Origin of the sequence: Bradyrhizobium campsiandrae (genome assembly GCF_014529705.1) — a bacterium.
Taxonomy (GTDB): Bacteria; Pseudomonadota; Alphaproteobacteria; order Rhizobiales; family Xanthobacteraceae; genus Bradyrhizobium; species Bradyrhizobium campsiandrae.
Map to the genome: position 1 here is coordinate 67,351 of NZ_JAANIH010000011.1, position 25,010 is coordinate 92,360.

At 65.1% G+C, this 25,010-nt stretch carries 23 protein-coding genes and 1 pseudogene; 13 read left to right on the forward strand and 11 right to left on the reverse strand.

Going from position 1 to position 25,010, the window contains the following annotated elements:
• Positions 1-138 precede the first annotated feature (138 nt).
• Complete coding sequence (locus G8O24_RS10470) at positions 139-2,277, reverse strand: hybrid sensor histidine kinase/response regulator (RefSeq protein WP_191093131.1); 2,139 nt, start codon at positions 2,275-2,277, stop codon at positions 139-141.
• 127 nt (positions 2,278-2,404) lie between these two features.
• On the opposite strand from G8O24_RS10470, the gene G8O24_RS10475 reads away from it, so the two are divergent.
• The 3 genes from G8O24_RS10475 to G8O24_RS10485 are packed head-to-tail and all read left to right on the forward strand — an operon-like array spanning position 2,405 to position 5,072.
• Positions 2,405-3,064 (forward strand): FABP family protein, encoded by a 660-nt coding sequence (locus G8O24_RS10475; RefSeq protein WP_188098858.1) that lies wholly within the window; start codon positions 2,405-2,407, stop codon positions 3,062-3,064.
• A 23-nt stretch (positions 3,065-3,087) separates the two neighbouring features.
• Positions 3,088-3,792 (forward strand): RibD family protein, encoded by a 705-nt coding sequence (locus G8O24_RS10480; RefSeq protein WP_188098860.1) that lies wholly within the window; start codon positions 3,088-3,090, stop codon positions 3,790-3,792.
• An 8-nt stretch (positions 3,793-3,800) separates the two neighbouring features.
• Positions 3,801-5,072: a flavin monoamine oxidase family protein gene (locus tag G8O24_RS10485; RefSeq protein ID WP_188098862.1), complete on the forward strand. Its 1,272-nt coding sequence runs from the start codon at positions 3,801-3,803 to the stop codon at positions 5,070-5,072.
• A gap of 35 nt (positions 5,073-5,107) precedes the next feature.
• On the opposite strand, the gene G8O24_RS10490 is transcribed toward G8O24_RS10485, so the two are convergent.
• The 3 genes from G8O24_RS10490 to G8O24_RS10500 all read right to left on the reverse strand — a co-directional run bounded on the left by G8O24_RS10490 (position 5,108) and on the right by G8O24_RS10500 (position 6,547).
• Positions 5,108-5,428: a hypothetical protein gene (locus G8O24_RS10490; RefSeq protein ID WP_188098864.1), complete on the reverse strand. Its 321-nt coding sequence runs from the start codon at positions 5,426-5,428 to the stop codon at positions 5,108-5,110.
• Positions 5,429-5,539: 111 nt separating this feature from the next.
• Positions 5,540-6,115, reverse strand: a complete 576-nt coding sequence (locus G8O24_RS10495) for a cysteine hydrolase family protein (protein ID WP_188098866.1) — start codon at positions 6,113-6,115, stop codon at positions 5,540-5,542.
• A gap of 84 nt (positions 6,116-6,199) precedes the next feature.
• Positions 6,200-6,547: a DUF3088 domain-containing protein gene (locus G8O24_RS10500; RefSeq protein WP_188098868.1), complete on the reverse strand. Its 348-nt coding sequence runs from the start codon at positions 6,545-6,547 to the stop codon at positions 6,200-6,202.
• 120 nt (positions 6,548-6,667) lie between these two features.
• Here G8O24_RS10500 and G8O24_RS10505 point away from each other — a divergent pair, with 120 nt between their 5' ends.
• The gene (locus G8O24_RS10505) at positions 6,668-8,563 is read left to right on the forward strand and encodes an AMP-dependent synthetase/ligase (RefSeq protein WP_188098870.1); all 1,896 of its coding nucleotides are present in this window, start codon (positions 6,668-6,670) and stop codon (positions 8,561-8,563) included.
• Between the two features lie 54 nt (positions 8,564-8,617).
• Positions 8,618-10,195, forward strand: a pseudogene (locus G8O24_RS10510) (oleate hydratase); the annotation flags it as partial.
• A gap of 6 nt (positions 10,196-10,201) precedes the next feature.
• Here G8O24_RS10510 and G8O24_RS10515 read toward each other — a convergent pair.
• The 4 genes from G8O24_RS10515 to G8O24_RS10530 all read right to left on the reverse strand — a co-directional run bounded on the left by G8O24_RS10515 (position 10,202) and on the right by G8O24_RS10530 (position 13,965).
• Positions 10,202-10,780, reverse strand: coding sequence for a hypothetical protein (locus tag G8O24_RS10515; RefSeq protein ID WP_188098874.1), 579 nt, complete (start codon positions 10,778-10,780; stop codon positions 10,202-10,204).
• A gap of 246 nt (positions 10,781-11,026) precedes the next feature.
• Positions 11,027-12,340 (reverse strand): tetratricopeptide repeat protein, encoded by a 1,314-nt coding sequence (locus G8O24_RS10520; protein WP_188098876.1) that lies wholly within the window; start codon positions 12,338-12,340, stop codon positions 11,027-11,029.
• A 15-nt stretch (positions 12,341-12,355) separates the two neighbouring features.
• Positions 12,356-13,378: an aldo/keto reductase gene (locus tag G8O24_RS10525; protein WP_188098877.1), complete on the reverse strand. Its 1,023-nt coding sequence runs from the start codon at positions 13,376-13,378 to the stop codon at positions 12,356-12,358.
• A gap of 161 nt (positions 13,379-13,539) precedes the next feature.
• Positions 13,540-13,965 carry a PaaI family thioesterase gene (locus tag G8O24_RS10530; protein WP_244645813.1) on the reverse strand — a complete coding sequence of 142 codons (426 nt, stop codon included), beginning with the start codon at positions 13,963-13,965 and terminating at the stop codon, positions 13,540-13,542.
• 70 nt (positions 13,966-14,035) lie between these two features.
• Between G8O24_RS10530 and G8O24_RS10535 the strand changes: the two genes are divergently transcribed.
• Both G8O24_RS10535 and G8O24_RS10540 read left to right on the forward strand, forming a co-directional pair.
• Positions 14,036-14,662, forward strand: coding sequence for an NUDIX hydrolase (locus tag G8O24_RS10535; RefSeq protein WP_188098881.1), 627 nt, complete (start codon positions 14,036-14,038; stop codon positions 14,660-14,662).
• Between the two features lie 53 nt (positions 14,663-14,715).
• A complete protein-coding gene (locus G8O24_RS10540) occupies positions 14,716-15,930 on the forward strand; it encodes a hypothetical protein (protein ID WP_188098883.1) in 1,215 nt (404 codons plus the stop codon).
• A 63-nt stretch (positions 15,931-15,993) separates the two neighbouring features.
• Here the strand turns inward: G8O24_RS10540 and G8O24_RS10545 are convergent, their stop codons facing one another.
• Positions 15,994-16,296 (reverse strand): hypothetical protein, encoded by a 303-nt coding sequence (locus G8O24_RS10545; RefSeq protein ID WP_188099032.1) that lies wholly within the window; start codon positions 16,294-16,296, stop codon positions 15,994-15,996.
• Positions 16,297-16,488: 192 nt separating this feature from the next.
• Here G8O24_RS10545 and G8O24_RS10550 point away from each other — a divergent pair, with 192 nt between their 5' ends.
• From G8O24_RS10550 to G8O24_RS10570, 5 genes are all read left to right on the forward strand, one after another.
• Positions 16,489-16,968: a hypothetical protein gene (locus G8O24_RS10550; protein ID WP_188098885.1), complete on the forward strand. Its 480-nt coding sequence runs from the start codon at positions 16,489-16,491 to the stop codon at positions 16,966-16,968.
• 198 nt (positions 16,969-17,166) lie between these two features.
• Positions 17,167-18,114 (forward strand): TAXI family TRAP transporter solute-binding subunit, encoded by a 948-nt coding sequence (locus G8O24_RS10555; protein ID WP_188098887.1) that lies wholly within the window; start codon positions 17,167-17,169, stop codon positions 18,112-18,114.
• A 112-nt stretch (positions 18,115-18,226) separates the two neighbouring features.
• Positions 18,227-20,335: a TRAP transporter permease gene (locus tag G8O24_RS10560; RefSeq protein WP_188098889.1), complete on the forward strand. Its 2,109-nt coding sequence runs from the start codon at positions 18,227-18,229 to the stop codon at positions 20,333-20,335.
• Positions 20,332-20,715 (forward strand): DUF1850 domain-containing protein, encoded by a 384-nt coding sequence (locus G8O24_RS10565; RefSeq protein WP_311972226.1) that lies wholly within the window; start codon positions 20,332-20,334, stop codon positions 20,713-20,715. The genes G8O24_RS10560 and G8O24_RS10565 overlap by 4 nt, the downstream gene beginning before the upstream one ends.
• A 12-nt stretch (positions 20,716-20,727) precedes the next feature.
• Positions 20,728-21,534 (forward strand): SDR family NAD(P)-dependent oxidoreductase, encoded by an 807-nt coding sequence (locus G8O24_RS10570; protein WP_188098893.1) that lies wholly within the window; start codon positions 20,728-20,730, stop codon positions 21,532-21,534.
• Between the two features lie 179 nt (positions 21,535-21,713).
• Here G8O24_RS10570 and G8O24_RS10575 read toward each other — a convergent pair whose 3' ends face one another.
• Together G8O24_RS10575 and G8O24_RS10580 are read right to left on the reverse strand one after the other, a co-directional pair.
• Positions 21,714-22,484: a hypothetical protein gene (locus G8O24_RS10575; RefSeq protein ID WP_188098895.1), complete on the reverse strand. Its 771-nt coding sequence runs from the start codon at positions 22,482-22,484 to the stop codon at positions 21,714-21,716.
• 66 nt (positions 22,485-22,550) lie between these two features.
• Positions 22,551-24,095 (reverse strand): cation:proton antiporter, encoded by a 1,545-nt coding sequence (locus tag G8O24_RS10580; protein WP_188098897.1) that lies wholly within the window; start codon positions 24,093-24,095, stop codon positions 22,551-22,553.
• Positions 24,096-24,198: 103 nt separating this feature from the next.
• Here G8O24_RS10580 and G8O24_RS10585 point away from each other — a divergent pair, with 103 nt between their 5' ends.
• Complete coding sequence (locus G8O24_RS10585) at positions 24,199-24,963, forward strand: tetratricopeptide repeat protein (protein WP_188098899.1); 765 nt, start codon at positions 24,199-24,201, stop codon at positions 24,961-24,963.
• Positions 24,964-25,010: the final 47 nt, after the last annotated feature.

The following is a 25,010-nucleotide window of genomic DNA, read 5'->3' on the forward strand; positions in this document are numbered from 1 at the left end:
GAGCCAAAGTCTTATCATTGCGACTCCGTGACGCAATGGGCCGCTGAGTGCAAACGGTCGGCTTACGCGGCGTCTGACCAAAACTGCGGCAGATGCGGTGCTGCGTATACAGATCGTTTCATAGGCGCGCGCTTTGCCTTACCCTCCCGCCTTCGCCAGATTGGCCAGGCTCGCCGCGAGCTCGTCGCTTCGGAACGGCTTGGTCAGCCGCGACAGGTCCGGCGTGATGCCTTCGTTGTTGGCGTAGCCTGATACGACGAGGATCTGCAGCTCGGGAATTTGGTTGCGCAGAGTCAGCCCGAGCTCCGTCCCGCTCATGCCGGGCATCAGATGGTCCGTGACCAGCAGGTTCGGCCGCAGGCCATCCTTGACGCGCTGGAGCGCATCCTCTGCTGAACCTGTTTCGACGACCCTGTAGCCGAGCTCGCTCAGCATCTCGGCGGTGCTCATGCGCACCAGCGGCTCGTCGTCCACCAGCAGTGCCGTGCCGGCCGGCAGCGGCCGCAGTGTTGTTTGCGGGACAGCATCGATCGTGCCTGCGACCGCGTGGCTGATCGGCAGCCACAATTCGACTGTGGTGCCTGCTCCCAACGAGCTCGTGATCGTCAGCGCTCCGCCGAGTTGTGACGCGAGGCCGTGGACCATCGACAGGCCGAGGCCGGTCCCTTGCCCGATGCCCTTGGTCGAGAAGAACGGCTCGACGGCGTGAGTCAGCGTTGCTTCGTCCATCCCGATGCCGGTATCCGCAACCGAGATGCAGACATAGGTGCCCGGTGCGAGGTCCGAGCCGTGCGCGGGCTCGACTGTTCTCGCTTTGGCGGAGATACGCAATTTGCCGCCGTCAGGCATCGCATCGCGCGCGTTCACGCTGAGATTCAGGATCGCCATCTCGATCTGGTTCGGATCGGCCATGGCTTCCGGCAGCCCTTCCGGCGTGTCCACCGTCACCTGGATTTGCGGGCCGGTCGTGCTGGAGATCAGCTCGCCCATGTCGGCGACGAGCCGGCCGATATCGACGGGAACGGCCTGAAGCGGTTGCCTGCGGGCGAAGGCAAGCAGGCGCTGCACCAGCGTCTTGGCGCGCTCGGCGGCCTGCGCGGCGCCGGCGATCAGACGCTGCTCGCGCTCGCCGCCGATGCCCTTGCGCTGAAACAGGTCGAGCAGGCCGACGATCGGCGTCAGCAGATTGTTGAAGTCGTGCGCGACGCCGCCGGTGAGCTGGCCCATCGCCTCCATCTTCTGGGCCTGACGCAGCGCCTCCTCGGCCTGCGCCAGCCGCGCCTGCTCCTCCAGGCGATCCGTCACGTCCATCCCGGTCAGGAAAGCGCCGATCCGTGTGCCATCAGGTGCGCGCAGCGTCTCGAATTTCATCTCGTAGACGCGACGGTCGAAACTGGGATCGCCGAATTCCTCGATGCTGGTGAAGGCTTCACCACCCAGCGCACGAGCCCAAAGGGCCGTTGCCGCGGCAAGATGATCGGGCCGGTCGGCCAGGAATTCCTGCAAGGAATCGCCGATCTTCGGCCGCTTGCCATAGATGCGTTGATAGGCATCGGCGCAGGATGCGTTGATGGCAAGCCAGCGATAGTTGGGATCGAGTGCCTGGATCTGCCCGTCGGTGGTCTCGACGATGGTGGCAAGCAAATGGCGCTCGGCGGTGCGTTCGGCGACGCGCTGCTCGAGCGTGGCATTGAGCTCCCTGTAGCGCGCTTCGCTCGCCCGCAGCTGCATCTCGCCGAGGACACGTTCGGTCGTCTCGGAGACGATGCAGAGAACGCCGCCGACCGAACCATCGTCATCAGGCACAGCCGAGTAGGAGACGTCCCAGTAACTCGTCTCGCCATAGCCATGGCGCTCGACGTAGAAGGGACGATCTTTCGCGGCGAAGGTCTTTCTCGTCCGGCGCACGCTCGACAGGAGCGGCTCGAGATCGTCCCACAACTCGCCCCAATTCTCGATCGCGGGCCGGCCGAGGGCGCGGGGGTGATTGGCGCCGATACCGGGCGCATAGGCATCGTTGTAGAGGGCGACGTATTCGGGACCCCAAAACAGCACGATCTGGGCCTGTGCGGCCAGCAGCATGCTCACCGTCGTCTTGAGGGCCTGGGACCATTGATGGGGCGGGCCGAGCGGCGAGGTCGACCAATCGAAGGTGCGCATCTTCGCACCCAATTCGCCTCCGTCGGAGAGGAAGCCCACATCGATCGACTGCCGAGCAGTTGTCTCAGACAGCACCGGATCCCCCTCGCGACGCGTCACATGGGCGTCCTTGCCCATTCGAACCCGAAATTCGGGGGCTCGTACTCAGGGCCTCCCAACGCGCGGGGCAGCCTTCCGGTTCCATGACAGCTGTTTCGCACCGCCCGTGTGCTATTGCTGCTGCGCGCAACGATGCGAGGTCCCCATGCTGCCCATTCCCGCCGACATTTTCACCGAACCCGAGGACGTGTCTCCCGACAGTCTCGCCAATCTCGGGCCGCTCCGCCGGCTTGCCGGCACCTGGCAGGCGGACAAGGGCATCGACATCAATCCGAAGGCGGACGGGCCGGAGAGGCGAACTTTTATCGAGCACATCCGGATGGATCCGATCGATCCGCAAGCCAATGGGCCGCAACTGCTCTACGGGCTGCGCTATCACATCCACATCAACACGCCCGAGGAAGACATCACCTTCCACGACCAGGTCGGCTACTGGCTGTGGGAGCCCGCGACCGGACTGATCATGCAGACGCTGGCGATTCCGCGCGGGCAGGTCCTGCTCGCCTCCGGCAAAGCCGCGCCGGACGACAAGAAGATCTCCGTCACGGCGAAGCGCGGCGACACCGCTTACGGGATCTGCTCGACCGACTTTCTGGAACAAGCCTTTCGCACGGATAGTTATCGCTGCGACATCACCTTCAATGACGACGGCAGCTGGAGCTATCAGATCCAGACCGAGTTGTTCGTCCGCGGCGCCCCGTTCAATCATCACGACAGCAATACGCTCAAGCTGGTCGCGCCGCCCAAACTCAATCCGCTCGCGGCGATCGTGAACGATCGCGAGAAGGGCAACAAGCCGGTCTGAGAAGCTGGCGCGGAGACTTTTCAATGAAGCCCTATGTCATCTGTCTGATGCACGCCAGTCTCGACGGCCGCACCCATCCGAGCCGCTGGCGCCCGAAGGGCGCCGGCACCGACTGGTTCGAGAAGATCCATGACGAGCTCGGCGGCGATGCCTGGGTGATCGGCCGCGTCACCGGTTCGGAGTTTGCCAAGGGCAAGCCCTATCCCGAGACGGCCAGCGAAAGGCTTCCGCGCGAAAACTGGTTCGCGCGACGCGATGCCAAGACCTACGGTGTCGTGCTCGATGCCCACGGCAAGATCGGTTGGGGCCGCTCCGACATCGGCGGCGATCCCATCGTCGTGGTGCTGACCGAGAGCGTGCCGGTTTCGCATCTCGCAGGGCTCCGCGGCGAGGGCGTGTCCTACATCTTTGCGGGCAAGTCCGAGATCGACCTTGCTTTGGCTGTCGAGATCCTCAACCGTGAGCTTGGCGTGAAACGCCTGCTGGTGGAAGGTGGCGGCATCGCCAACGGCGCGTTCCTGCGCGCCGGCCTGATCGACGAATTCAACCTGATCCTCAGTCCCGCGATCGATGGCGCCAGAGGCGCGCCCTTCGTGTTCGACTCGACCGAGGCCGATGCCGACAAGCGCGCGCCGCTCGCCGCGATGACACTGGAGAGCACGCGAAATCTCGGCGGCGGCGTGCTGCTGCTGCGCTATCTGATCCGGAACGACGTCGCGCCGCAATAGCGACCTTCATGTCCGATCAACCAGACCATATCGTCATCGTCGGCGCAGGCGCGGCCGGCTTGATGGCTGCGCGCGAGCTTGCGCGCGGCGGGAAACGCGTGACGATCCTGGAAGCGCGCGACCGCTGCGGCGGACGCATCCATCCGCTGCCGGCGTCGGAGTTCGGCTACCCCGCCGACGGCGGGGCCGAGTTCGTCCATGGCGAGGCGCCCGTCACCCGCGCCATCGCGCGCGAAGCGGGGCTCACGCTGCGGGCGATCGGCGGCGAGCAATGGAGTTTCGACGGTGCGGAGTTTTCGCGGCAGAGCCCGCGTGATCCCTATGACGAGAGGCTCCATCTTGCGCTGAAGGATCTGACGGAGGATCTCCCGGTTGCCGACTTCCTGCGTCGTCATTTCTCCGGGCCGGAATTCGCCGGCTTGCGTCACGCCGTCGAACGCATGGTCGAGGGCTACGATGCGGCCGATCCCGGGCGCGCCTCGACGCTGGCGCTGCGCGAGGAATGGATGAATGACGGACACGCCGCCCAAGCGCGCATCGACGGCGGCTATGGTCGCCTGATTGATCATCTCGCGGCCGAGTGCCGCAGGTCCGGTGCGGCCATTCGCCTCGGCGCCACGGTCGCCGCGGTCGAGGAGAGCGGGGACAAGGCGGTCGTCCGCGGCGCCGGCGGCGAGTTGCACAATTGCGATCGCGTGATCCTCACGGTGCCGCTGCCGCTGCTGCGCGAGATCACGCTGCCGCCAGACGCGCGCGTGAAAGCCGCGGCGGCCGACGACATCGGCTTCGGCAGTGTCATCAAGATCCTGCTGCGGTTTACGCGGCCGTGGTGGCGCGAGCAGCGCGAAGAGCTTGCCGACATGATCTTCCTGCTGTCGGACGAGACGATACCGGTATGGTGGACGCGCTATCCGGATCAGCATCCCGTGCTCACCGGATGGTTCGGCGGTCCGCGAACGGCGGAGCTGTCGCATCTCGATCCGCAGGGACTGATCGATGCCGGGATCGACTCCCTCGCCACGATGTTCCGCCTCCCGCGCGAGGGCATCGCGCGGGACGTCGTGGCGGCCGCGGCCACCAACTGGGCGCATGATCGCTTCGCGCGCGGCGCCTATTCCTGGGCGACGCCGCGGACGCGCGCGGCGCAGGAGAGGCTCGCGCGCGTCGATGGCCGCGTGCTGTTCTCCGGAGAGGCGCTCTATCGCGGGCGCGACATGGGAACGGTCGAAGCCGCGCTCGCGAGCGGGCTGGAGACGGCGGGGATGATCTTGCGCCGATAGCAAGAGAAGGCCCGCATCTCTGCGGGCCTTCTGTCTCACCAGCGACTGCCGCCGAAGCCGAATGTCACGGCGGGACCGCCACCGCCGTAATAACCGTAGGGCCCGCCACCATAATAGCCGTGGTGCCGCGGGTAGTAGCCATAATTGCGATAGTGCGGCCGATGATAGCCGTGATGGTGTGGGCGCCAATGATGGTGGCGGTGACCGTGATGGCCGTGCCGATGCTGCGCGCTGATGTCGGTTGATTGGCGCGCCTGCGTATTCGGCTTGGCGTTGTCACCGCCGGCCGCGTTGGCTGCCGATCCGCCGGCCAGCGCCGCAGCACCGATAGCCATCGCGACAAAGAGATACTTCATGTCATCACTCCAGTTGAGATGTCGAGTGACAACAGATGGGCGTCCTGCGCGTTCCCGCGAGCGCGGGCGTCGAAACGACGCAGACGATCGTCGCGCAAATCGCGCTGAGGTTTATTGTCGCATCGCTGCGAGCGAGATGATCACCTCGTTCGCGGTCACGATGCGGGCGAATTCGCCGTTCAGATTCGACAGCGTCATCGCGTGGATGTCCTCGGCCGCATGCGTCTCGCCGTCGGGGCCCGTCCGGTCGAAGGTCCAGGTCGCGTCGCGCACCAAGTGAGCGTCGAAGCCGAGATTGCCGGCCATCCGCGTCGTCGTCTCCACGCAATGATTGGTGGTCGCGCCGCAGATCACGAGCGTGGCGATGTCGTCTGCGCGCAGGCGCGCCTCGAGGTCGGTGCCGATGAAGGCGCTGTTGACGCGCTTGACGATCACGGGCTCGCCGGCTTGCTCGCGTGCCTCGTCCTTGACGGCGTAGCCGGTCCGTGAGGGCAGGAACGTCGAGTTCGGCTTGGTGCCTTCGTGGCGGATGTGGAAGATCGGGGCGCCGTTCGCCCTGAACGCCGCGAGCAGACCGACGATGCGCGCCAGCGCGTCCGGATTGTTGCGCCGCTTGCCCGCCGCTTCCCATTCGTCGAATGCGCGCTGGACGTCGACGACGATGAGGGCGGGGAGGGGATGGGGCATGACGAGAGATTCCGCAGTTTGGCCGAGTATGTGAGGCGATTGCGGCGCCGGGCAATGCCGATTTTCCCTCGTTTCGGGACGGCCTTACGGATGCGGGCCGGGAAAGCCGTGACGCTCGGACAGCGCGGCGAGGATGGCATCCTTGTCGGCGATGAAGGCCCGGCCCTGATGGTTGCCGGTCTGGTGCGGCGATGTCGCCCCGTCCGCCAGCACGAGCAGCGGCAGCCATTGGTTCTCCTCGCCGACCAGCGCAATCACGGCCGGTCGCGGCTTCGGCCAGGCGATGCGCTCGACGTCGAGCTGTTCGGCCAGCGCCGGAAACGAGGCGAGCACACCCTCGATCAGCGCGCAATGCCAGCAATAAAAGCGTTGTCCAGGGTAGGCAGGGTCTTCGAAGCCGGGGCGCAGCAGAAACAGGCGGTCGCGCGTCATGGGGGCTCCTGGGTTGCTCCGAAGCATGACTGCTTTGTTACGGATCAAAGCGGCAAGGACTAGCCGACCTAAGGTCGGGTTCCCAGATCAATTGAGAATCGAGACATCCGAAAGGACGCCATGCCGGAGCCGATCAGTCAACCGCAAACGCCTGCCGAGGTGAGAACGTTGCCGGAGCTGCTGCGCTGGCGTGTCGGCGCGACACCGGCGGCGGAAGCCTACCGCCATTTCGACGCGTCGATGGGACGCTGGATCAGCCAATCCTGGCAGGAGATCAACGCCGAATTCGAGATCTGGCGACGGGCGCTCGCCGCCGAAGAGCTCGCGCCCGGTGAGCGCGTCGCGATCCTGATGCCGAACGGCACGGCGCATGTCGCGATGGACCAGGCGGCGTTGTCGCGCGGCCTCGTGCCGGTGCCGATGCATGCGGTCGACAACCCCGACAGCATCGCCTACATCCTCGCCGATTCCGGCGCCCAATTGCTGTTCGTCGACACGCTGGAGCGTTGGCGGGCGATCGTTGCGACCGGCGAGCGGCTCGACCGTCTCAGGCGTGTCATCTGTGCGGATACGACCGGATCGGCGGCAGCCGACGCGCGTGTCGTAGCGCTCGATCGCTGGCTCGCCGCCGCGCCGGGGGCGAACGCGCCAATGACGGATGTCGTCGTGAAACCGGACGATCTTGCCGCCATCGTCTACACCTCCGGGACGACGGGGCGGCCGAAAGGCGTGATGCTGTCGCATGGCAACGTCGTCGCCAACGTGAAAGCGATCGCGCAGCGCATCGCGACCGCGCCGGATGACGTCTTTCTGTCGTTTCTGCCGCTCTCGCACACGTTCGAGCGCACCGGCGGCTACTACTATCCGATCGCGGCCGGCGCCTGCGTTGCCTATGCGCGCTCGGTGCCGCTGTTGTCGGAGGATTTGAAGCATGTTCGGCCGACGGTGCTGGTTTCGGTGCCGCGGATTTACGAGCGCATCTCGGCGCTGATCATGCAGCACCGTGCTACGGCCGGAGGCGTCGAGCGCGTGCTGCTCGACCTCACGCTCGCTATTGGTAACAGGCGTTTCGACGCGCGGCAGAGGCGCCGCGCGCCGTCATTGATCGATCGCCTGGTCTGGCCGCTCTTGAAGCGCCTCGTCGCCGACAAGGTGCTGGCCCAGCTTGGCGGACGCCTGCGGGTCGCCGTCTCCGGCGGCGCTCCGATCGCAGAGCCGGTGATCCGCTTGTTTCTCGCGCTCGGGCTCGATATCCTCCAAGGCTACGGCATGACGGAGACCTCGCCCGTGGTCTCCGTCAACACCATCGAGGACAACGATCCGCGTTCGGTCGGGCATGTCCTTGACGGCGTCGAGGTCAGGCTGGGCGAAAACGATGAGCTGCTCGTCCGCGGGCCAAGCGTCATGCTGGGCTATTGGAACAAGCCCGAGGAGACGCGACGCGTGAAGGAGGCTGATGGCTGGCTGCACACCGGCGATCAGGCGCGGATCGAGAACGGTCGCATCACCATCACCGGCCGCCTCAAGGACATCCTGGTCACCTCGACGGGCGAGAAGATCGCGCCGGTGGATCTGGAGACCGCGATCCTGGCCGATCCCCTGTTCGCACAGGTGCTGGTGGTCGGCGAGCAGCGCCCCTTCCTGGCCGCGCTGGTCGTGCTCGATGCAAAAGCCTGGGTGCGGGAGAAGGAACGGCTCGCGGCCAGCGGCCAGCAAGGCGGTGCGGCCGAGCGCGCCGCTTTGCTCGCAAGAATCGCAGCGGCCGTGAAGGCCTATCCGTCCTACGCGACGCCGCGCGCGGTGTGGTGGACACTGGACCCCTGGACCATTGCCGCGGGATTGCTGACGCCGACGTTAAAGAACAAGCGCCCGGCACTCGAACGCCGCTTTGCCGCCGAGATCGAGCAGATTTACGCGAAGAAGCCTCCGGCGAGGCCCGAGTTGCGTGGCCAACAGGGAGAAGCCCCCGAAAATCCAGCCTCAAATCAACGTGATGCCTCCGCCGGCCGCGCTTGATCCAGCGCAACTTCGGTCGCCGCCCGCCGATGCAATGTCCCAGCCGAAGTTGGACGGCAATCGAGGCAAGGCATGAAGGCACATTTCATCGGCGGTGGCATCGGATCGCTCGCGGGCGCGGCGTTCCTGATTCGTGACGCGGGGCTCTCGGGGCGCGACATCATGATCTACGAGGCGCAGCCGCTGCTGGGCGGCAGCCTCGACGGCGCGCAGCTCGCGAACGGCGCCTATTCGCTGCGCGGTGGCCGCATGCTGACCACCGACCATTACGAATGCACCTGGGACCTGCTGTCGAGCATCCCCTCGCTCGAGCATCCCGGCCTCAGCGTGCGGGAAGAGACCATCGCCTTCAATCTGGAGAACCCGGCGCATTCGCAGGCGCGCCTGGTCGATCGCAACCGCTTCAAGGTCGACGTCTCGCACATGGGTTTCACCTCCCGCGACCGGCTTGAGCTGTTGCGGCTCACCGAGACCTCCGAGGAGACGCTCGGCGCGAGCCGCATTACCGACTGGCTGTCGCGCGGCTTCTTCGAGTCCAATTTCTGGTACATGTGGCAGACCACCTTTGCCTTCCAGCCCTGGCACTCCGCGGTCGAGCTGAAGCGCTATCTGCATCGCTTCATGAATGAGTTTCCGCGCATCGAGACGCTGGGCGGCGTCAAGCGCACCGTCTACAATCAATATGACGCGATCGTGCGGCCGCTGGAGGACTGGCTGAAGCGGCAGGGCGTGCAATTCGTGCGCGGCACGCGTGTCACCGACATGGCGTTGGAGCAGGAGGGTGACAAGCTGCGGGTGCGCCAGCTCGTGCTCGACCGCGACAGCCGCACCGCCAATGTCCGCCTCGAGGACGGCGATCTCGTGTTCTTCCAGAACGGCTCGATGACGGATGCGTCGAGCCTGGGAACCATGACCGAGCCCGCGCCCTGCCTGACCAAGGCGGACAGCCAGGGCTGGGCGCTCTGGGAGACGATCGCCAAGGGGCGTCCCGAATTCGGCAATCCGTCGGCGTTCAACAGCTCGATTCCCGAATCCTATTGGCAGTCCTTCACCGTGACCTGCCGCGACCGGCGCTTCTTCAACCAGATGGAAGCGTTCTCCGGCAACAAGGCCGGAACCGGCGGTCTCGTGACGTTCAAGGATTCGAACTGGTTGATGTCGGTCGTGCTCTATCATCAACCGCATTTCGCCGGCCAGCCGAACAACGTTCAGGTGTTCTGGGGCTACGCGCTGCATCCGGACCGCATCGGCAATTTCGTCGCCAAGCCAATGTCGGATTGCGGCGGCGCCGACATCCTGCGGGAGCTCTGCGGCCATTTGAATTTCGACCGCACCGTGTTCGAGGACGCGATCTGCATTCCCTGCCGCATGCCCTACATCACCAGCATGTTCATGCCGCGCAGCGCAACTGACCGGCCGTTGCCGGTGCCGACGAATTCGGTGAATCTCGCTTTCGTCAGCCAGTTCGTCGAGATCCCCGACGACGTCGTCTTCACGGTCGAATATTCGGTGCGTGCCGCGCAGATGGCGGTTTACCAGTTGATGAAGATCGACCGCGCGGTGCCGGCCGTGACCCGCCACGACAAGTCCCTGGCCGTGATCTTCGCGACGCTGGAGAAGGCGTTCGCGTGACCGCGCTTACCTGAACGGATCCTGGACTGACGGTGACGATTGCCTGATGCGGCGCACGCTCACCGGCGTGCCGTCGGAGACGAACAGCAGTTCGTACGTCCGGCCCTCGTCGTCGGTCGCCGAGCAGGTGACATCCTTCACTTTCTTGGCGGCGAAATTGCCGGTCTGGCGGCAGATGCCTGTGGAGGTCTGCTCGGCCGGGACCGGAAGGCCGTCGATCTTGGGCCGGTCCTTGGAGTTGAGCAGCACGCGGTCGATCGGCAGCTCGTAGGAATTGTCGTCGGCCCGCTTGCCGTTCTCGCCGGAGAACGAGACGACGTGATTCCCGTCGCTGGGGTCGTCAACCGCGACCGCGAAATTGACCCGGCCCTTGTCGCCATGAGCATAAGCCACCGTCTTGCAGGCAAAGGTGCGCCCGGCGACCTTCAGCGTTTTGCAATGGCCTGATATCAGCGCCAGGAGATCGATGAAGGAATGCTGTTGGGCCGGCGGGTTGTTGATCGGGACCGCGGTAGAAGACTCGGCAAAACAAGGGCTTGCGAGCGAGACCAGGATTGCAGCCAGGACCGGTCGGCGAAGGCGCATCGTCAGGCTCATGTGCCAGGGGGCCACGGACGGGCGACAATTCCGCCCGATAACCACCGAATCGCAAATTGGTTGCGATCCCGTTCGTTTCGCCAAGCCCGCCTGGAATACCACCGCGCCACCCATCAGCGATTTGCCCCCCGATCGCTCGAACCGTTCCGGCGGGCACTTGCCGTCAGGCGGATGTTTTTTTCGTGGCGGAGGCCTCACGCCGGAAAAACCGATATCGGTTGGCATGATGGGGCCTCAAGCCATCGCCGCCCGCCAGCGCGTATCGCGCAAGGACGGTCGGCGGTGCAGGCGGGCGTCGAGCAGGTTGCGGGCGCGTGGCAGCTCGCCGCTACGGATCAGGGCGAGGAGGAACGTGTCCTCGAACAGCTCGCGCTGGGCGTTGCTTCCGCCGATACGCACGACCTCGCTGAGGACAGGCGAAAGCTCGCGTACGCAGGCCGCGTAATTCTCATCTGCGAAGGCCGCGAGCGCGCGGCAGATCGCCGGTACCACGGGGCCGGCCGGTAGTTTGCCCTCAGTGAGCCGCTGTTCGATCGCGGCGAGACGTGTGGCCAGCGCCTGGCGATTTTGCGTCGCGGCTGCGAACAGCGCCATGTGGACGTCGGCGAAGGGTAGGCTCGATTTGGGGAAGAGTCTTTGCGCCGCGGCATCGGCCTCGACCCAGAGCGGCTTCGGCACGGCGTGGCCGTAGGCCGACAGCCGCCAGAGCAGCGAGGCGCTGTCGGTGATGACATTGAGCGGCGGCGCCTGCGTGGCGGAGGGCTGCAGCACGTCGGCATAGATCGCAAGCGCGCGCGTTGCATCGCCATGCTCGAGCGCGCCGAGCGCCTGGTGCCAGCGGATATGACCGTGCAAAATTCCGGCGCGGTCGTAGCTCGGGATCCATTCGTCGACGAGGCGGTCGGCCGCCTCGATCGAGCCGTCCTCGAACATCGCGTGCAGCACAGCATGGGCGGCATGAGCGTTCGCCCGGCGGAGGTCAAAACCGCGCTCGGTCACTTTCCGGCCGTGCGCGACGTCGCCATTCTCCGTCATCGCCCAGCCGGACATGGTGAGGAACCACCAATCCTCACCGTAGTGATGTGCGACGCTCTCGCAGAGCTCGTGCCGGGCACGGTCATGATCGGCCATGCCGGAGAAGGCGAACAGACCGAAAGCGCCGAGCGGTAGCGACAGCACCACGGCATCGCGCGGCCACGCATCGATGTGGTTGCGCATCGCTACGATCGCCTCGGGCAGCCGGCCTTCGATCGCAAGCGCCAGTGTCTCGACATGCGAGCGCTCGCGCTCCGTGCCGCTGACGCCGACGAGCTCGCGCGCCAAGGCCGCCTTCTGCCGCGCCAGATCGCCCTGCTGGTAGAACGCATGCACGCGGGCGCGGGCGATGTGGGCCAGCGCGAAATCCGGATCGGCCGCAATCGCGTGCTCCAGCGTTTCCACCGTGCCGGTCCACCCCGCCAGCATGAGGTCGACACCTTCGCGATAGGCTGACGCGGCCTGATCGGAGCTGGTGGAGAGCGGCAGGCCGTAGCGGTCTTCATGCGCCATCGTCGTCTCCCGCGCTCACGCCGTCCGCGCGCGGCGTCCCTCGATCGGATAGGCGGGGTCGTTGTAGCCGGGCGTCGAAGGATGGCCCGGCACGACCAGCCGGTCGATCAACGCCTCGTCCTCCGCTGTGAAGCGATAGTCGAGCGCACTGATATAGCCGTCCCACTGCTCCTCGGTGCGCGGGCCTGCGACGATCGACGAGACGAAAGTGGAGTTGAGCACCCAGGCCACCGCGAACTGGCCGGCGGTGATGCCGTTCTTCTCGGCGTGGGTCTTGATCTCCTGCGCGAGTTGGAGTGATTCCGGCCGCCACTCCGTCTGCATCATCCTGGTGTCGTTGCGGCCGGCGCGCGTGTCCTTGTCCGGTGCGGCATCGGGCTTGTATTTGCCGGTGAGCACGCCGCGCGCCAGCGGGCTGTAGGGCACGACGCCGAGGCCGTAATAGGCACATGCCGGAAAATGCTCGACCTCCGGCATGCGGTTCATCGCGTTGTAATAGGGCTGGCTCACCACGGGGCGATCGATGCCGAGCCGGTCACAGATGTTGCAGATCTCGGCGACGCGCCAGGCGCGATAATTCGAGACGCCGAAATAGCGGATCTTGCCTGACCGGATCAGGTCGCCCATCGCGCGCACCGTCTCCTCCAGCGGCGTTGTATGGTCCTCCTTGTGCAGATAATAGATGTCGATGTGATCGGTGCCGAGTCGCTTGAGGCTCTCCTCGGCCGCCTGCAACACCCAGCGCCGCGACAGCCCGACGCGGTTGGGATCGTCCCGCGTATCGCTGTTCATGGGATTGGCGAGCTTGGTGGCGAGCACCCAGGCATGACGGTCGTTTCGAAGCGCGCGCCCCACGACCTCCTCGGAGCCGCCTTTCGAATAGGCATCCGCGGTGTCGATGAAATTGATGCCGGCCTCATGTGCTTTCGCGATGATCCGCTTTGATACCGCTTCGTCCGTCGGCCCGCCGAACAGCATGGTGCCGAGACAAATCGGCGACACTTTCAGGCCGCTGCGGCCGAGTTGGCGGTATTGCATGGGCTGTTTCCTCGATGTTTGGCCGGGAGGCAGCATAGCCAGCTGTTGCCGTCATTGCGAGCGCAGCGAAGCAATCCAGAACTGCATCCGCGGAAAGACGTTGGATTGCTTCTCCGCGCTCGCAATGACGAGAAAAGGGCGATGGCTGCCTGAGCGCGCGACTATTCCGGCCCCTTCAGGATCTTGAACACGCCATTGGCCATCACCACGCAGCGATCGTCCACCGTCACCTCGGTACTCATGAAGATCAGGCTGCGCGTGGTGCGGACCACGCGGGGGCGGGAGATCAGGATGTCGCCGATCTTGCCGGCCTCGACGAAATGGGTGTCGAGCTGCACGGTCGCCATGTAGTGCTTGCCGGTCTCGTAGCGAGCGGTCATGCCGCAGGTGCGGTCGGCGAAGGTCATCATGACGCCGCCCTGCACCATGCCGCGACGGTTGTGGTGCTTGTCTTCGGTGCCCAGCGCGAATTCATAGTGACCGGCGACCTTGCGCTCCCAGAGCGGGCCGATCAGATGGATGAAGCCGCTGGTGTCGACGATGGTCCAGCCGTCTGATTTGAGCCTTGCGGCGGTCTTGTCGATCATCTCTCCGTCCATCCTTGGCAGGCCATCTCTCCTCGTTTCATCAGATGCGGTCCTGGTGTAGTCAAGCATCATGAGACCTTTTGGCGATGCCACCAGACGGAATATCGCAGAGGCTTGCGCGGCCTTCGCGCGGCTGCCCGATGCCGCCGAGCCGTCGGCGCTGAAGCGCGCCGCGGTGGTGCTGGCGCTGACCGCAGCCGATGACGGCGACGACACCGCGTTTCTGCTGACGCGGCGCGCATCGAGTTTGCGCTCGCACCGCGGTCAATGGGCGTTGCCGGGCGGCCGCTGCGACGCCGGGGAGACCCCGGTCGAGGCAGCGCTGCGCGAGCTCGACGAGGAGCTCGCGCTCACGCTTTCGGCCGACGCCGTGCTCGGCCTGCTCGACGATTATCCGACGCGCTCGGGCTATCTGATCACGCCGGTCGTGGTCTGGGCTGCCGCGAGCGACGCCATCGTCCCGAACCCCGACGAGGTCGCCTCGGTTCACCGCATCGCGCTCGACGCGATCGAGCGCAATGATGCGTTCGACTTTGCCGCGATCCCCGAAAGCAGCCGTCGCGTGATCCGCTTCCATCACCAGATGAGCTTGATCCACGCACCGACGGCGGCGCTGATCTACCAGTTCCGCGAGGTGCTGGCGGGGCGTCAGACCCGCGTCACCGACCTGGAACAGCCTGTATTCGCCTGGAAATGATGGTAAACGGCGCGTTAACGTGCCGGTTACCGGATGCCTGCTAAGAGGGCAGCATGCATCATTCGATTCGAAAGAAACTGGCGCTGGTTCCACTCGCGCTCGTCCTGCTCGTTCCCGCCGCGCGTGGCGGCGAGTCCGACGCACTGCCGCCGGCCGTCGGCAATGCCAACGCCCAGCTGCTGTCGCAGTTTTTTGCGCAAGGTGGTGCCTCGCCGGCCGTGCTCGAATATCGCCGCAAGCTTGCCGAGTATCAGGCTATCAGGGGCGCCTTTGACCAGGAGGCCGCTGCCTATTGGAGCCAGGTCTCGGAGAAGCGCAAAGGCCGCAATGCCAAACGGCGCAGCGGGCAGCAGATCACGCTCGACGATTACGTGCTGGAACAGCCGCCTGTTTATACCGGGCCGAAGCGGCCGGTGAATCCGGAGCCGGAGGAAACGCCGGAGCGACCGCCGCGCAAGCCGTTGCCGGTGGTCTCCGATCTCTTGCGCGCCGCGCAGGATCTCTATCAATTCACCCCGCAGCGTCCGACCAGTGAGGCCGAGTTCAAGCGCGCCTATGCGCGCTACGCGCTCGCCTCGGGGCTGACGCGTGAGCAGGCGGTGCGGGTCTACTCGTTCGAAACGGGCGGCACCGGCAATTACGACGTGCAGGCGGGCATCGAGCATGGCGGCAAGCGCGCGATCTCGACCGCGATGGGCTACAACCAACTGCTCACCACCAACAGCGTCGAACTGCTGGCCGAGCAGGGCCATGAGTTCATCCGCGCGCTCTCGGACAAAGTCGCGCGCACCTCGGGTCCGGCGCGCCAGTCGCTCGAGCACAAGCTGGTCGTGCTGAAGAAGATGGTGGCGCATGCGAAGTCGGTGCCCGACACCTGGTCGGAGCACGAGAAGATCGGCGACACCGCGCAGGGCTGGGCCATGCATGCGATGGTGCTCGATGTCGATGTCGGGCCGATGCTGCAGACCCACAAGCTCCTGACCTCGGTGCTGTTCGCCCGCGCCAAGGGCTACACCCGTCCGCTCACCGCGGCAGAGCTCGAAATGATGAACCTCACCGGCGACGGCACCGGGCTCGACATGGTGACGATGCCGCAGGCGATGCGCGAGCAGGTGCCGACCTCGAACTTCTTCCAGCGCGGCGGCTACGAGCGCAACCCGGTCGCGATCCGCCACAATACGGTGGCGAAGCTGCTGGCGGTGACGGATGCGCGGATGGACTCGAACAGCAACAACGCCGGCGCCAGGGAGCTGGCGGCGGCGTTTTAGGACGCTGCCTCTTCGCCTCTCCCCGCAAGAACGGGGCGAGGGAGCGCACCGTAATCGCAGCCCCTACTGATCCGGCCCGAACTTGAACTTGCCGTCGCCTTCCAGATATTGCCCGCTGCGCATGTAGAGCTGGCCGTTGTGGCCGATGAAGAACAGCGTGCCCTTCGGCACCTTCTTGGCGCCCTTCAGCAGTTCGCCGGCATTGCTGGTGCCCATCTTGTAGGAGAACGTCTTGCCCTCCTTGTCATAGGCGTAGCCCATATCGGGCTTGAGCTCCCAGGGCGTCGCCTCGGTCTGTGCCAAGGCGGGTGCCGCGAATGCGCCGAATGCGGCTGCCAGTGCAAATGTCTTGATTGAAAATGCCATCATCCATCCTCCCCATGGTGGGGCGCGCTGTCGAACAAATCACGAACGGTATTTCCGGGTCAATCCGCGATGACGCCGCGGCGCATCACGTCTCGGCCAGCAGTTTGTGATTTTCCCCTCGTCCCCTCGCGACTATGTTCCGCTTTCAGTCTAGAACGCAACACGACAAAGATATTGGGTGGGATGATTCGAATGCGCCATGTCATTACATTTTGCTGGGTTGCCTTGATGTCGCTGACGGCGCTCGTGCCGGCTGCCCGGGCCGATGACTACCAGCTCAGCCACAACCAGCGAATTTCGTGCAGCCGCGGCCTTGCGCCGGGCAAGCTCAACACCGCGACCTGCAAGTCCTACACCTATCTCTTCAACACCAGGACCTCGGAATATTTCCGCTGCCAGGTCTCTTTGGCCCTGACCCGCGACAACAAGGAAGTCATCAACGTCCAGACCGATGGTGGCTGCACCAAGAAGCCGCGCATCTTCGAGACCGACGGCCATTATGATTTCGATGCGACCGAGACCGAGCCGCCGAACACCAACTCGTTCTTCGGCCCCGGCGGCTATTCGGTCTGGGCCGCCGACATGACCGCGCAGAAGATCCGCGGCTGCATCACCATCTCCTCTGGCCTCGGCTCCGACATCTCCAAGTGCCTGGACATGACGTTCCAGTAACGGCTTGGCGGTGACGGCTCTCTCGCGGCGATGTGGCGCAAGCCGGTGATCTGGCTGCGCCACCTCGCCGCACCCGCCAGGTTCCCTCAAAACCCAGCGAAAACAGGCGCGTCCGCAGCCCTGTTTTGCCTTTTGGATGGCTTGACCCGCATCCTTCATCCGGCCAATTTCGCCGCCGGTTTGGGGAGAATAACAACCATGAAACGGACGATTTTCGGCGCGGCCGCGGCTTTGGCGCTGGCGGCCTCGGCGCCTTGCGCGCACGCGCAATCCTTCATCAACGTACTGACCGGCGGCACCTCCGGCGTCTACTACCCACTCGGGGTCGCGATCGGAAAGATCTACGGCGACAAGATTCCGAACGTGAAGACGCAGGTGCAGGCCACCAAGGCGTCGGTCGAAAATCTCATCCTGCTGCAGCAGGGCCGCGGCGAGCTGGCGTTCACGCTGGGCGACTCGCTGAAAGCCGCCTGGGACGGCGACGAGGAAGCCGGCTTCAAGACCAAGCTCGACAAGCTCAGGACCATCGGCGCGATCTACCCGAATTACATCCAGATCGTCGCCACCGCCGAAAGCGGCATCAAGACGCTCGCCGACCTCAAGGGCAAGAGCCTGTCGGTCGGCGCGCCGAAGTCGGGCACCGAGCTGAACTCGCGCGCGATCCTGGCCGCCGCCGGCATGACCTACAAGGATCTCGGCAAGGTCGAATATCTGCCGTTCGCCGAATCCGTCGATCTCATGAAGAACCGCCAGCTGGGTGCGACGCTGCAATCGGCCGGCCTCGGCGTCGCCTCGCTCAAGGATCTCTCGACCTCGGCCGCCATCAACGTCGTGGCCGTGCCGAAGGAGACCGTCGACAAGATCGGCCCGCCCTTCATCTCGGCGGTCATTCCGGCCAACACCTATACCGGCCAGGACAAGGACGTGCCGACCGCGGCCGTGGTCAACTATCTCGTCACCAGTTCAGCCGTGTCCGACGACCTCGCCTATCAGATGACGAAACTGGTCTACGAGTCGCTGCCCGAGCTCGCCAACGCGCATGCGGCCGGCAAGGAGATCAAGCTCGAGACGGCGGCGACCGGCAGCCCGATCCCGCTGCATCCCGGCGCGATCCGCTATTACAGGGAAAAAGGGCTGATCAAGTAGGACACTCGTCATGGCCGGCTTGACCTGGCCATCCATCATTGAAGATGTCGTTTTTCGATGGATGCCCGGGTCAAGCCCGGGCATGACATATTCAGGGCGGGGGGAAATATCGATGTTGCAGGCAGAGGGCACCGCAGAGCCCATCAAGGTCGAGTTCGACAATTTCGAGCACGGTTTTCCGGAAGGCTTTGGCCCAGGCTGGTGGGGCGCGCTCGCCTACTGGATCGGCATCGCCTTTGCGACCTTCCAGCTCTATGTCGCTGCCTTCAACTATCTGCCGAGCCAGGTGGTGCGCGGGGTCCATGTCGGCTTCCTAATCCTGCTCACGTTCGGCCTGATCGCCAATTTCACCGCCAGGAGCAATGCCGGCCGCGCGCTCGGCTGGGTGATCGGCGCAGCCGGCTTCTTCTGTGGGCTCTATCAGTGGATCTTTTATGCCGATCTGATCGCGCGCGATGGCGATCCGACAAAACTTGATCTGGCCGTGGGGACGCTGCTCGCAGTCCTGATCTTCGAGGGCACGCGGCGCCTGATGGGCGCGGCGCTGCCGCTGATGTGCGGCGCGTGTCTGCTCTACTGGTTCTTCGGACAATATCTGCCGTCGCCGCTCAATCATCGCGGCTATGATTTCGACCAGATCGTCACGCATTTGTCCTACGGCACCGAGGGCTTCTACGGCGTGCCGATCTACGTCTCGGCGACCTACATCTTCCTGTTCATCCTGTTCGGCTCGTTCCTGGAGCGCGCCGGCATGATCCAGCTGTTCACCGATGTTTCTCTCGGGCTGTTTGGCCGGACCCGCGGCGGACCGGCCAAGGTTGCCGTGTTCGCCTCCGGCATGATGGGCACGATCTCCGGCTCGGGCGTTGCCAACGTCGTCACCGTCGGGCAGTTCACCATTCCCCTCATGATCAGGTTCGGCTACCGCCGCGCCTTCGCCGCCGGCGTCGAGGCGACCGCCTCGATGGGCGGCCAGATCATGCCGCCGGTGATGGGCGCGGTCGCCTTCATCATGGCGGAGACGCTCGGCGTCCAGTACTCGGAGATCGTGAAGGCGGCCGCGATCCCGGCGGTGCTGTATTTCGCCTCCGCATTCTGGATGGTGCATCTCGAAGCCGGCAAGCACGGTCTCGTCGGCATGAAACGTTCGGAGATCCCCAGCGCCTGGAAAGCCCTGGTGACCCGCTGGTACCTCGTGCTGCCGCTCGCCGCTCTCGTCTACATGCTGTTCGAGGGCTTTACCCCGCTCTATGCCGGCAGCATGGGCCTCGCGCTCACGGTGACGCTGATCCTCGGCGCCAGCATCACGGCCGGCGCGCCGTCCGTGGTCATCCGCACGATCTTCTGGGTCGGGCTTGCGCTCGTCGTCGCCGCGCTGTCGCGCGACGGCCTCCAGATCGTGCCGGTCGCGAGCGTCGTGGTCGGCCTGATCGTGATCACCGCCTTCATCCGCGGCGGGATGGCGGCACTTCGTGCCTGCCGGGATTCACTTGCGGAAAGCGCAAAGTCCGCCATCACCGTCGGCATGGCCTGCGCCATCGTTGGTGTCATCATCGGCATGATGTCGCAGACGGGTGTGGGCACCATCTTTGGCAGCTGGGTCATCGGCCTCGGCGAGAAGAGCCTGTTCCTGGCGCTGATCATGACCATGCTGCTGTCGATCCTGCTTGGCACCGGCATCCCGACCATTCCGACCTACATCATCACCGCCGCGCTGGCCGCGCCTGCGCTGGCCAAGCTCGGCGTGCCGCTGATCGCGAGCCACATGTTCGCCTTCTATTACGGCATCATGGCCGACCTCTCGCCGCCGGTTGCGCTCGCCGCGCTCGCGGCCGCGCCGATCGCGAAGGAGAATCCGGACAGGATCGGCTGGGAGGCGATGCGCATCGCGCTGGCCGGTTACGTCATCCCCTTCATCTTCGTCTATTCGCCGGCCTTGATGCTCCAGGCCGGCGATCCCATGGCGGCCAAGCTCGGCTTCTACGGCGCGGTCGCGCTCGCGACCTTCAAGGCGCTGGTCGCAATCGCACTGTTCGGCATGGTTGCGATCGGTTTCCTGTTCACGCGGCTGGCGATCATCGAGCGCCTGGTCGCGCTGGGCGCCGCGTTCTGCCTGCTCGGCGATTTCCCGTTCAGCGACACCGCCGGCTTCGTGCTCTCCGCAGCGCTGGTGCTGTGGCAGTGGCGGCAGCGTCCGCCGGCCGCGATCGAGGCCGCGTGAGCCTCTGCTTCGCGACAGCCGGCGGCATCAAGGCGCTGGCGCTGTCAGCGTTCACGCTCGCATGGACGCATTCGATCGCAAAGGTCGAGTGGCAGGAGGATTGGCGCGTCACGCCTGATGGTCTCGAACTGATGCAGGCCCGCGTCAAGGGCACCGGCCCCGGCATGGAGCCGCCGCCCGAGGCTCGGCTCGTCGATGGCTGGTTTCAATGGAGGCCCGCGCGCGCACCGATGGCGGAAGTGGTGCTCGGCAATTCCGGCGCGGCAGGGGAATGGCGGCTATGCCATGATGGAAGCTGCCGGACGCTTTCGGAGATTGTCGGCCATCCCATCGGTGCTAACGTCACGACGATGAGCATCTGCGACGAACAGCAGAAATAAGGGAGACACGCGATGGACCGGCTCAAGGGCAAGGTTGCGATGGTGGTGGGCGCCGGTTCGATCGGGCCTGGCTGGGGCAACGGCAAGGCGACTGCGGTGACGTTTGCACGCGAGGGCGCGCAAGTCTTTTGCGTCGACCGCAACGGCGCCGCGGCCGAGGAGACCGCGAAGATCATCACCGGCGAAGGCGGCAAGGCGACTGCCTTCACCGCCGACGTCTCCCGGCACGCCGAGATCGAGGCGATGGTCGCCGCATGCCTCAAGACCTATGGCCGCATCGACGTGCTCGACAACAATGTCGGCATCGCCGAGATGGGCAGCGTGGTCGAGGTCAGCGAGGAGAGCTGGGACCGCGTCTTCTCGGTCAATCTCAAGAGCGCCTATTTCGCCATGAAGCACGTCATCCCTGTCATGGTGAAGCAGGGTGGCGGCTCGATCATCAACATTTCCTCGATCGCCTCGATCCGCCACATGGGCATTTCCTACGTGACCTACGGCACCTCGAAGGCGGCGATGAACCAGATGACGCGCACCACGGCGATCGAGTTCGCGCGCCATCATGTGAGGGTCAACGCGATCCTGCCCGGCCTGATGAAGACGCCGATGGTCGAGCATTCCGCGGGCCTCGCCAACAGCTACGCCAAGGGCGATGTCGAAGCGATGTGGCGCGCCCGCGATGCGCAGGTGCCGATGGGTCACATGGGCGATGCCTTCGACGTCGCCAATGCCGCGCTGTTTCTGGCGTCGGACGAGTCGAAATATGTCACCGGGATCGAGCTCGTGGTCGACGGCGGGATCACCTGCAAGGCGGGGGCTTGATACGCAGCTGTTGCCCCGTCATCCCGAGGTGCGAGTGGCGCGATGCGGAGCATCGCGCCGGGAGCCTCGAAGGATGAACGGCCAAGCTGCAGCCGGGCGTCGCCCTTCGAGGGCCGCTGAAGAAGCGGCCGCCTCAGGTGACGGGTTGGCACTAATGCTTCGAGACGGCGGCAAGAGCGCTACTGCGCCAGCGCCAGAATCCCGCCGGCAAATGAATGCCACGCCGCCGTCTCGCTGATCGGCCAGTTCAGGACCTTCACGGCGAGCAACGCGAGCGTGCCGAAGATGTAGACCGGATGCACGCGGCCCTCGGCACGCCAGTCCCGCACCATGGCGACGACGAGCAGGAGGGAGGCGACCACCGCCGGCGCGATGGTGACGGGCACCGGTGGCGGGCCGGGAGGCCCGGGAGGGGCAAGGAAGGTCAGGAACCAGCGCGCGACCGCGGCATCGAGGAGCGAGACCGCGGCAAGAAGCATCAGGCGCTTGTGGATCTCCGGCCGGCGCGTGTTGGTGATAGCGAGCACGAATACCGCTGCGAAGAACGCGATTCCGCTCATCGGCACGATCGAGAAGGCGATGCCGGCGGCTTTCTGTCCAAGCGCGGCGGACTGCTGCATCACATGCACCGAGGCGAGGAAGCCGAAGATCGTCATCGCGGTCGCGAGCGAGACGCCGGCAATCCCGAGCGAGCGGTGATTGACCACGCGGCCAGAGGCCGCGAGCCAGGTCTGCAGCACGAAATAAAGCGTCCAGGTAAAGAACAAGAATCCGTGAAAATGAATCACCGGGCTTGCCGAAAACGTCCGGTGGGCAAGCGGCACCCAATAGGTCGGCGCAAAGCCGAGGAAGGCGGTGGCCGCGCAGGCCAGCGCCATGTGGAGGTAAAAATATCGTGCGGGCGACGCATCACGCGCGCGCACACGACGGTCGTCGATCAGGGTCGTCATCTGGAATGAGTCTGCGGAGGCGGAGTTTGGTTCATCCCCAGATAGCGGCGACCTGCCGCGCCCGGTTCATCCGCCGGCGCTCAGCTCCGCCCTGTCCAGCTCCTCCTCAATCCGATGAAACGCGTCGTCGCCGATCACTTCGGTGGCCCGCAGGTCGAAGATCGACTTGCGCGCGGCCGCGATGGCACGGCGGCGCAGAGGATCGGCTGGCAGTTCACCGTTGGCGATGCCGCCATGCGGATTGTCGTCGGCCTGCATCAGGATGGCGCGATATTCGAGCCTGAGGATTTCGGCCTCTTCCGACGGATCGTCCTCGATCGCATCGAGCGCGGCGCGATAGGCCGCGGCGCGAGCGCGCGCGACCTCGATGCCGACAGGGTCGTCGTCCTTGAGGTCGAAGGCGAGGATCAGCGGTCGCAGCGTCAGCCCCTGGATGATCAGCGATCCCAGCACCACCGCGAAGGCGATGAAGACGATGAAGTCGCGATAGGGAAAGTTCTCCGGCAGCGCGAAGGCGGTGGCGAGCGTGACGAGGCCGCGCATGCCGCACCACGAGATGATGAGGCCGCCCTTGGGAGAGGCCACCTGCTTGGGATCCTTCGGATGGTAGATATCGTGCGCGATCAGCAGGCGCAGCGTGGTTCGGTAGAACATCACCCAGAGCAGCCGCACCAGCACCACCGTGAGCAGGATCCAGGCCGCTGCTACGCAATATTCCCAGCGTATGTCCACCTCCAGCCGCGACCAGATCGGCCGCATCTGCATGCCGATCAGCATGAAAGCGAGGACGTTGAGAACAAACACGGTGGTTTCCCACACCGCGTAGGACGGCACCCGCAGCCGCGCCGGCATGCGCTCGCCCGCCGTGCGCGCAAGCGCGATGGCGTAGACGACGATGGTCAGGATGCCGGAGAGGCCGAGATGCTCGGCGGCGATCCAGATCATGAAAGTGGTGGCGAATTGAACGATGATCGCGCTCGGCGCTTCCGTCACGCGCTCCATGACGGGCGGGATGAGGCGGGCCGCGACAAGACCGGCGATGACGCTGCCGACCAGAGCCAGCGCCGTCGTCGGTGCGACCTGACTCCAGCTCAGATGCTCCGTGACGACCGCGCCGACGGCGATACGATAGATCAAGAGGGCGCTGGCATCGTTGAGCAGACTCTCGCCTTCCAGCACCTTCACCATGCGATAGGGCAGCTTGACCTGGCTCAGGATCGCAACGGCAGCCGCCGCATCCGGCGGCGCGACGATCGCCCCGAGCGCGACCGCCGCGGCCCAAGGCATGTCAGGCATCAGCCGATGCGCGACATAGGCGACGCCGGCCGTGGTCAGGCCGACTGCAGCCACGACCAGGGTCGAGACCGGAACCCAGTTGTTGCGGAGATCGCGCAGCGAGGTGTCGAAGGCGGCATCCAGCAGGACCGGTGCGACAAAAAGCGCCAATGCGAGGTCGGGCTCGAGCGTCCAGGACGGGCTGTTCGGCACGAAGGCGATCAACGCGCCGCCGATGGCAAGAAACGTCGGGTAAGGCACCTTGATCCGCCGCGCCAGCGCCGATAATGCAACGGCACCCAGCAGAAGCACGATGATCCATTCGAATGTCGACAAATTGGTCCCCGAAGCCGAATTGAGCGGTGCCCCAAGCTAGCACCAATCGGGCCGTATGATGGATAGTATGGGCTTTAGGCAAGGCTTTCCGATTGCAGCGAGCATGCGTTCCGAAAAACTCATTCAATTGTCCGCCGTGCTGATGCTCTCGGCACTCTGGCCCGGCTCGGCCAAGGCTGCGACGGGCGGCGAGCCTGCCGCCGTCGTGCAGGTCGATATCGCCACATGCCTGGCTGCGGTCGCGGCCGATGACATGGACAAAGCGGGCCCGGCCTGCGCAGCCGTCATCGACAACGAGAAGACCGCAAAGCCCGACCTGATCAAGGCGCTGGTCGCGCGCGGCGCGCTTTATGCGCGGCACGATCAGATCGACCGCGCCATTGCCGACGACAGCCGCGCGCTGCTGCTCGATCCCGCGCTGGCCGATGTCTTCAACGCGCGTGGCGAGCTTTGGCTGAAGAAGGGCGACAAGCCGAAGGCGGTGCAGGATTTTGGCGCGGCCCTCCGGATCGACCCGAACCACGAAAAGGCAAAGGCCAATCACAGGGCGATGGCGCGCGATCTCGAGCGGATCGGCGCGCAGATGGCGGTCGCCGGCAAGCCGAGCTTCAATTGCGCCGGCGCACGCCGCGCGGTCGAGAAGGCGATCTGCGCCAACCGCGAGCTCGCCGATCTTGATCGCGAGGTCTATGCCGCCAATGCACGCGTGATCCAGGAAGCGCGTAACGCGGACGAAGCAAAAAAACTCCAGCGCGACCAGGACGATTTCATCGTGCGCCGCAATGCCGGATTCGGCCGGCCCGGATATGATTTGAAGAAGGCGATGCAGGATCGGCTGCAAAAGCTGAACGGCGTGGACGGGTACTGAGCTTCTTCGGCGCTCGAGATGCCGTCATTTTGGAGATGCGCGCGATC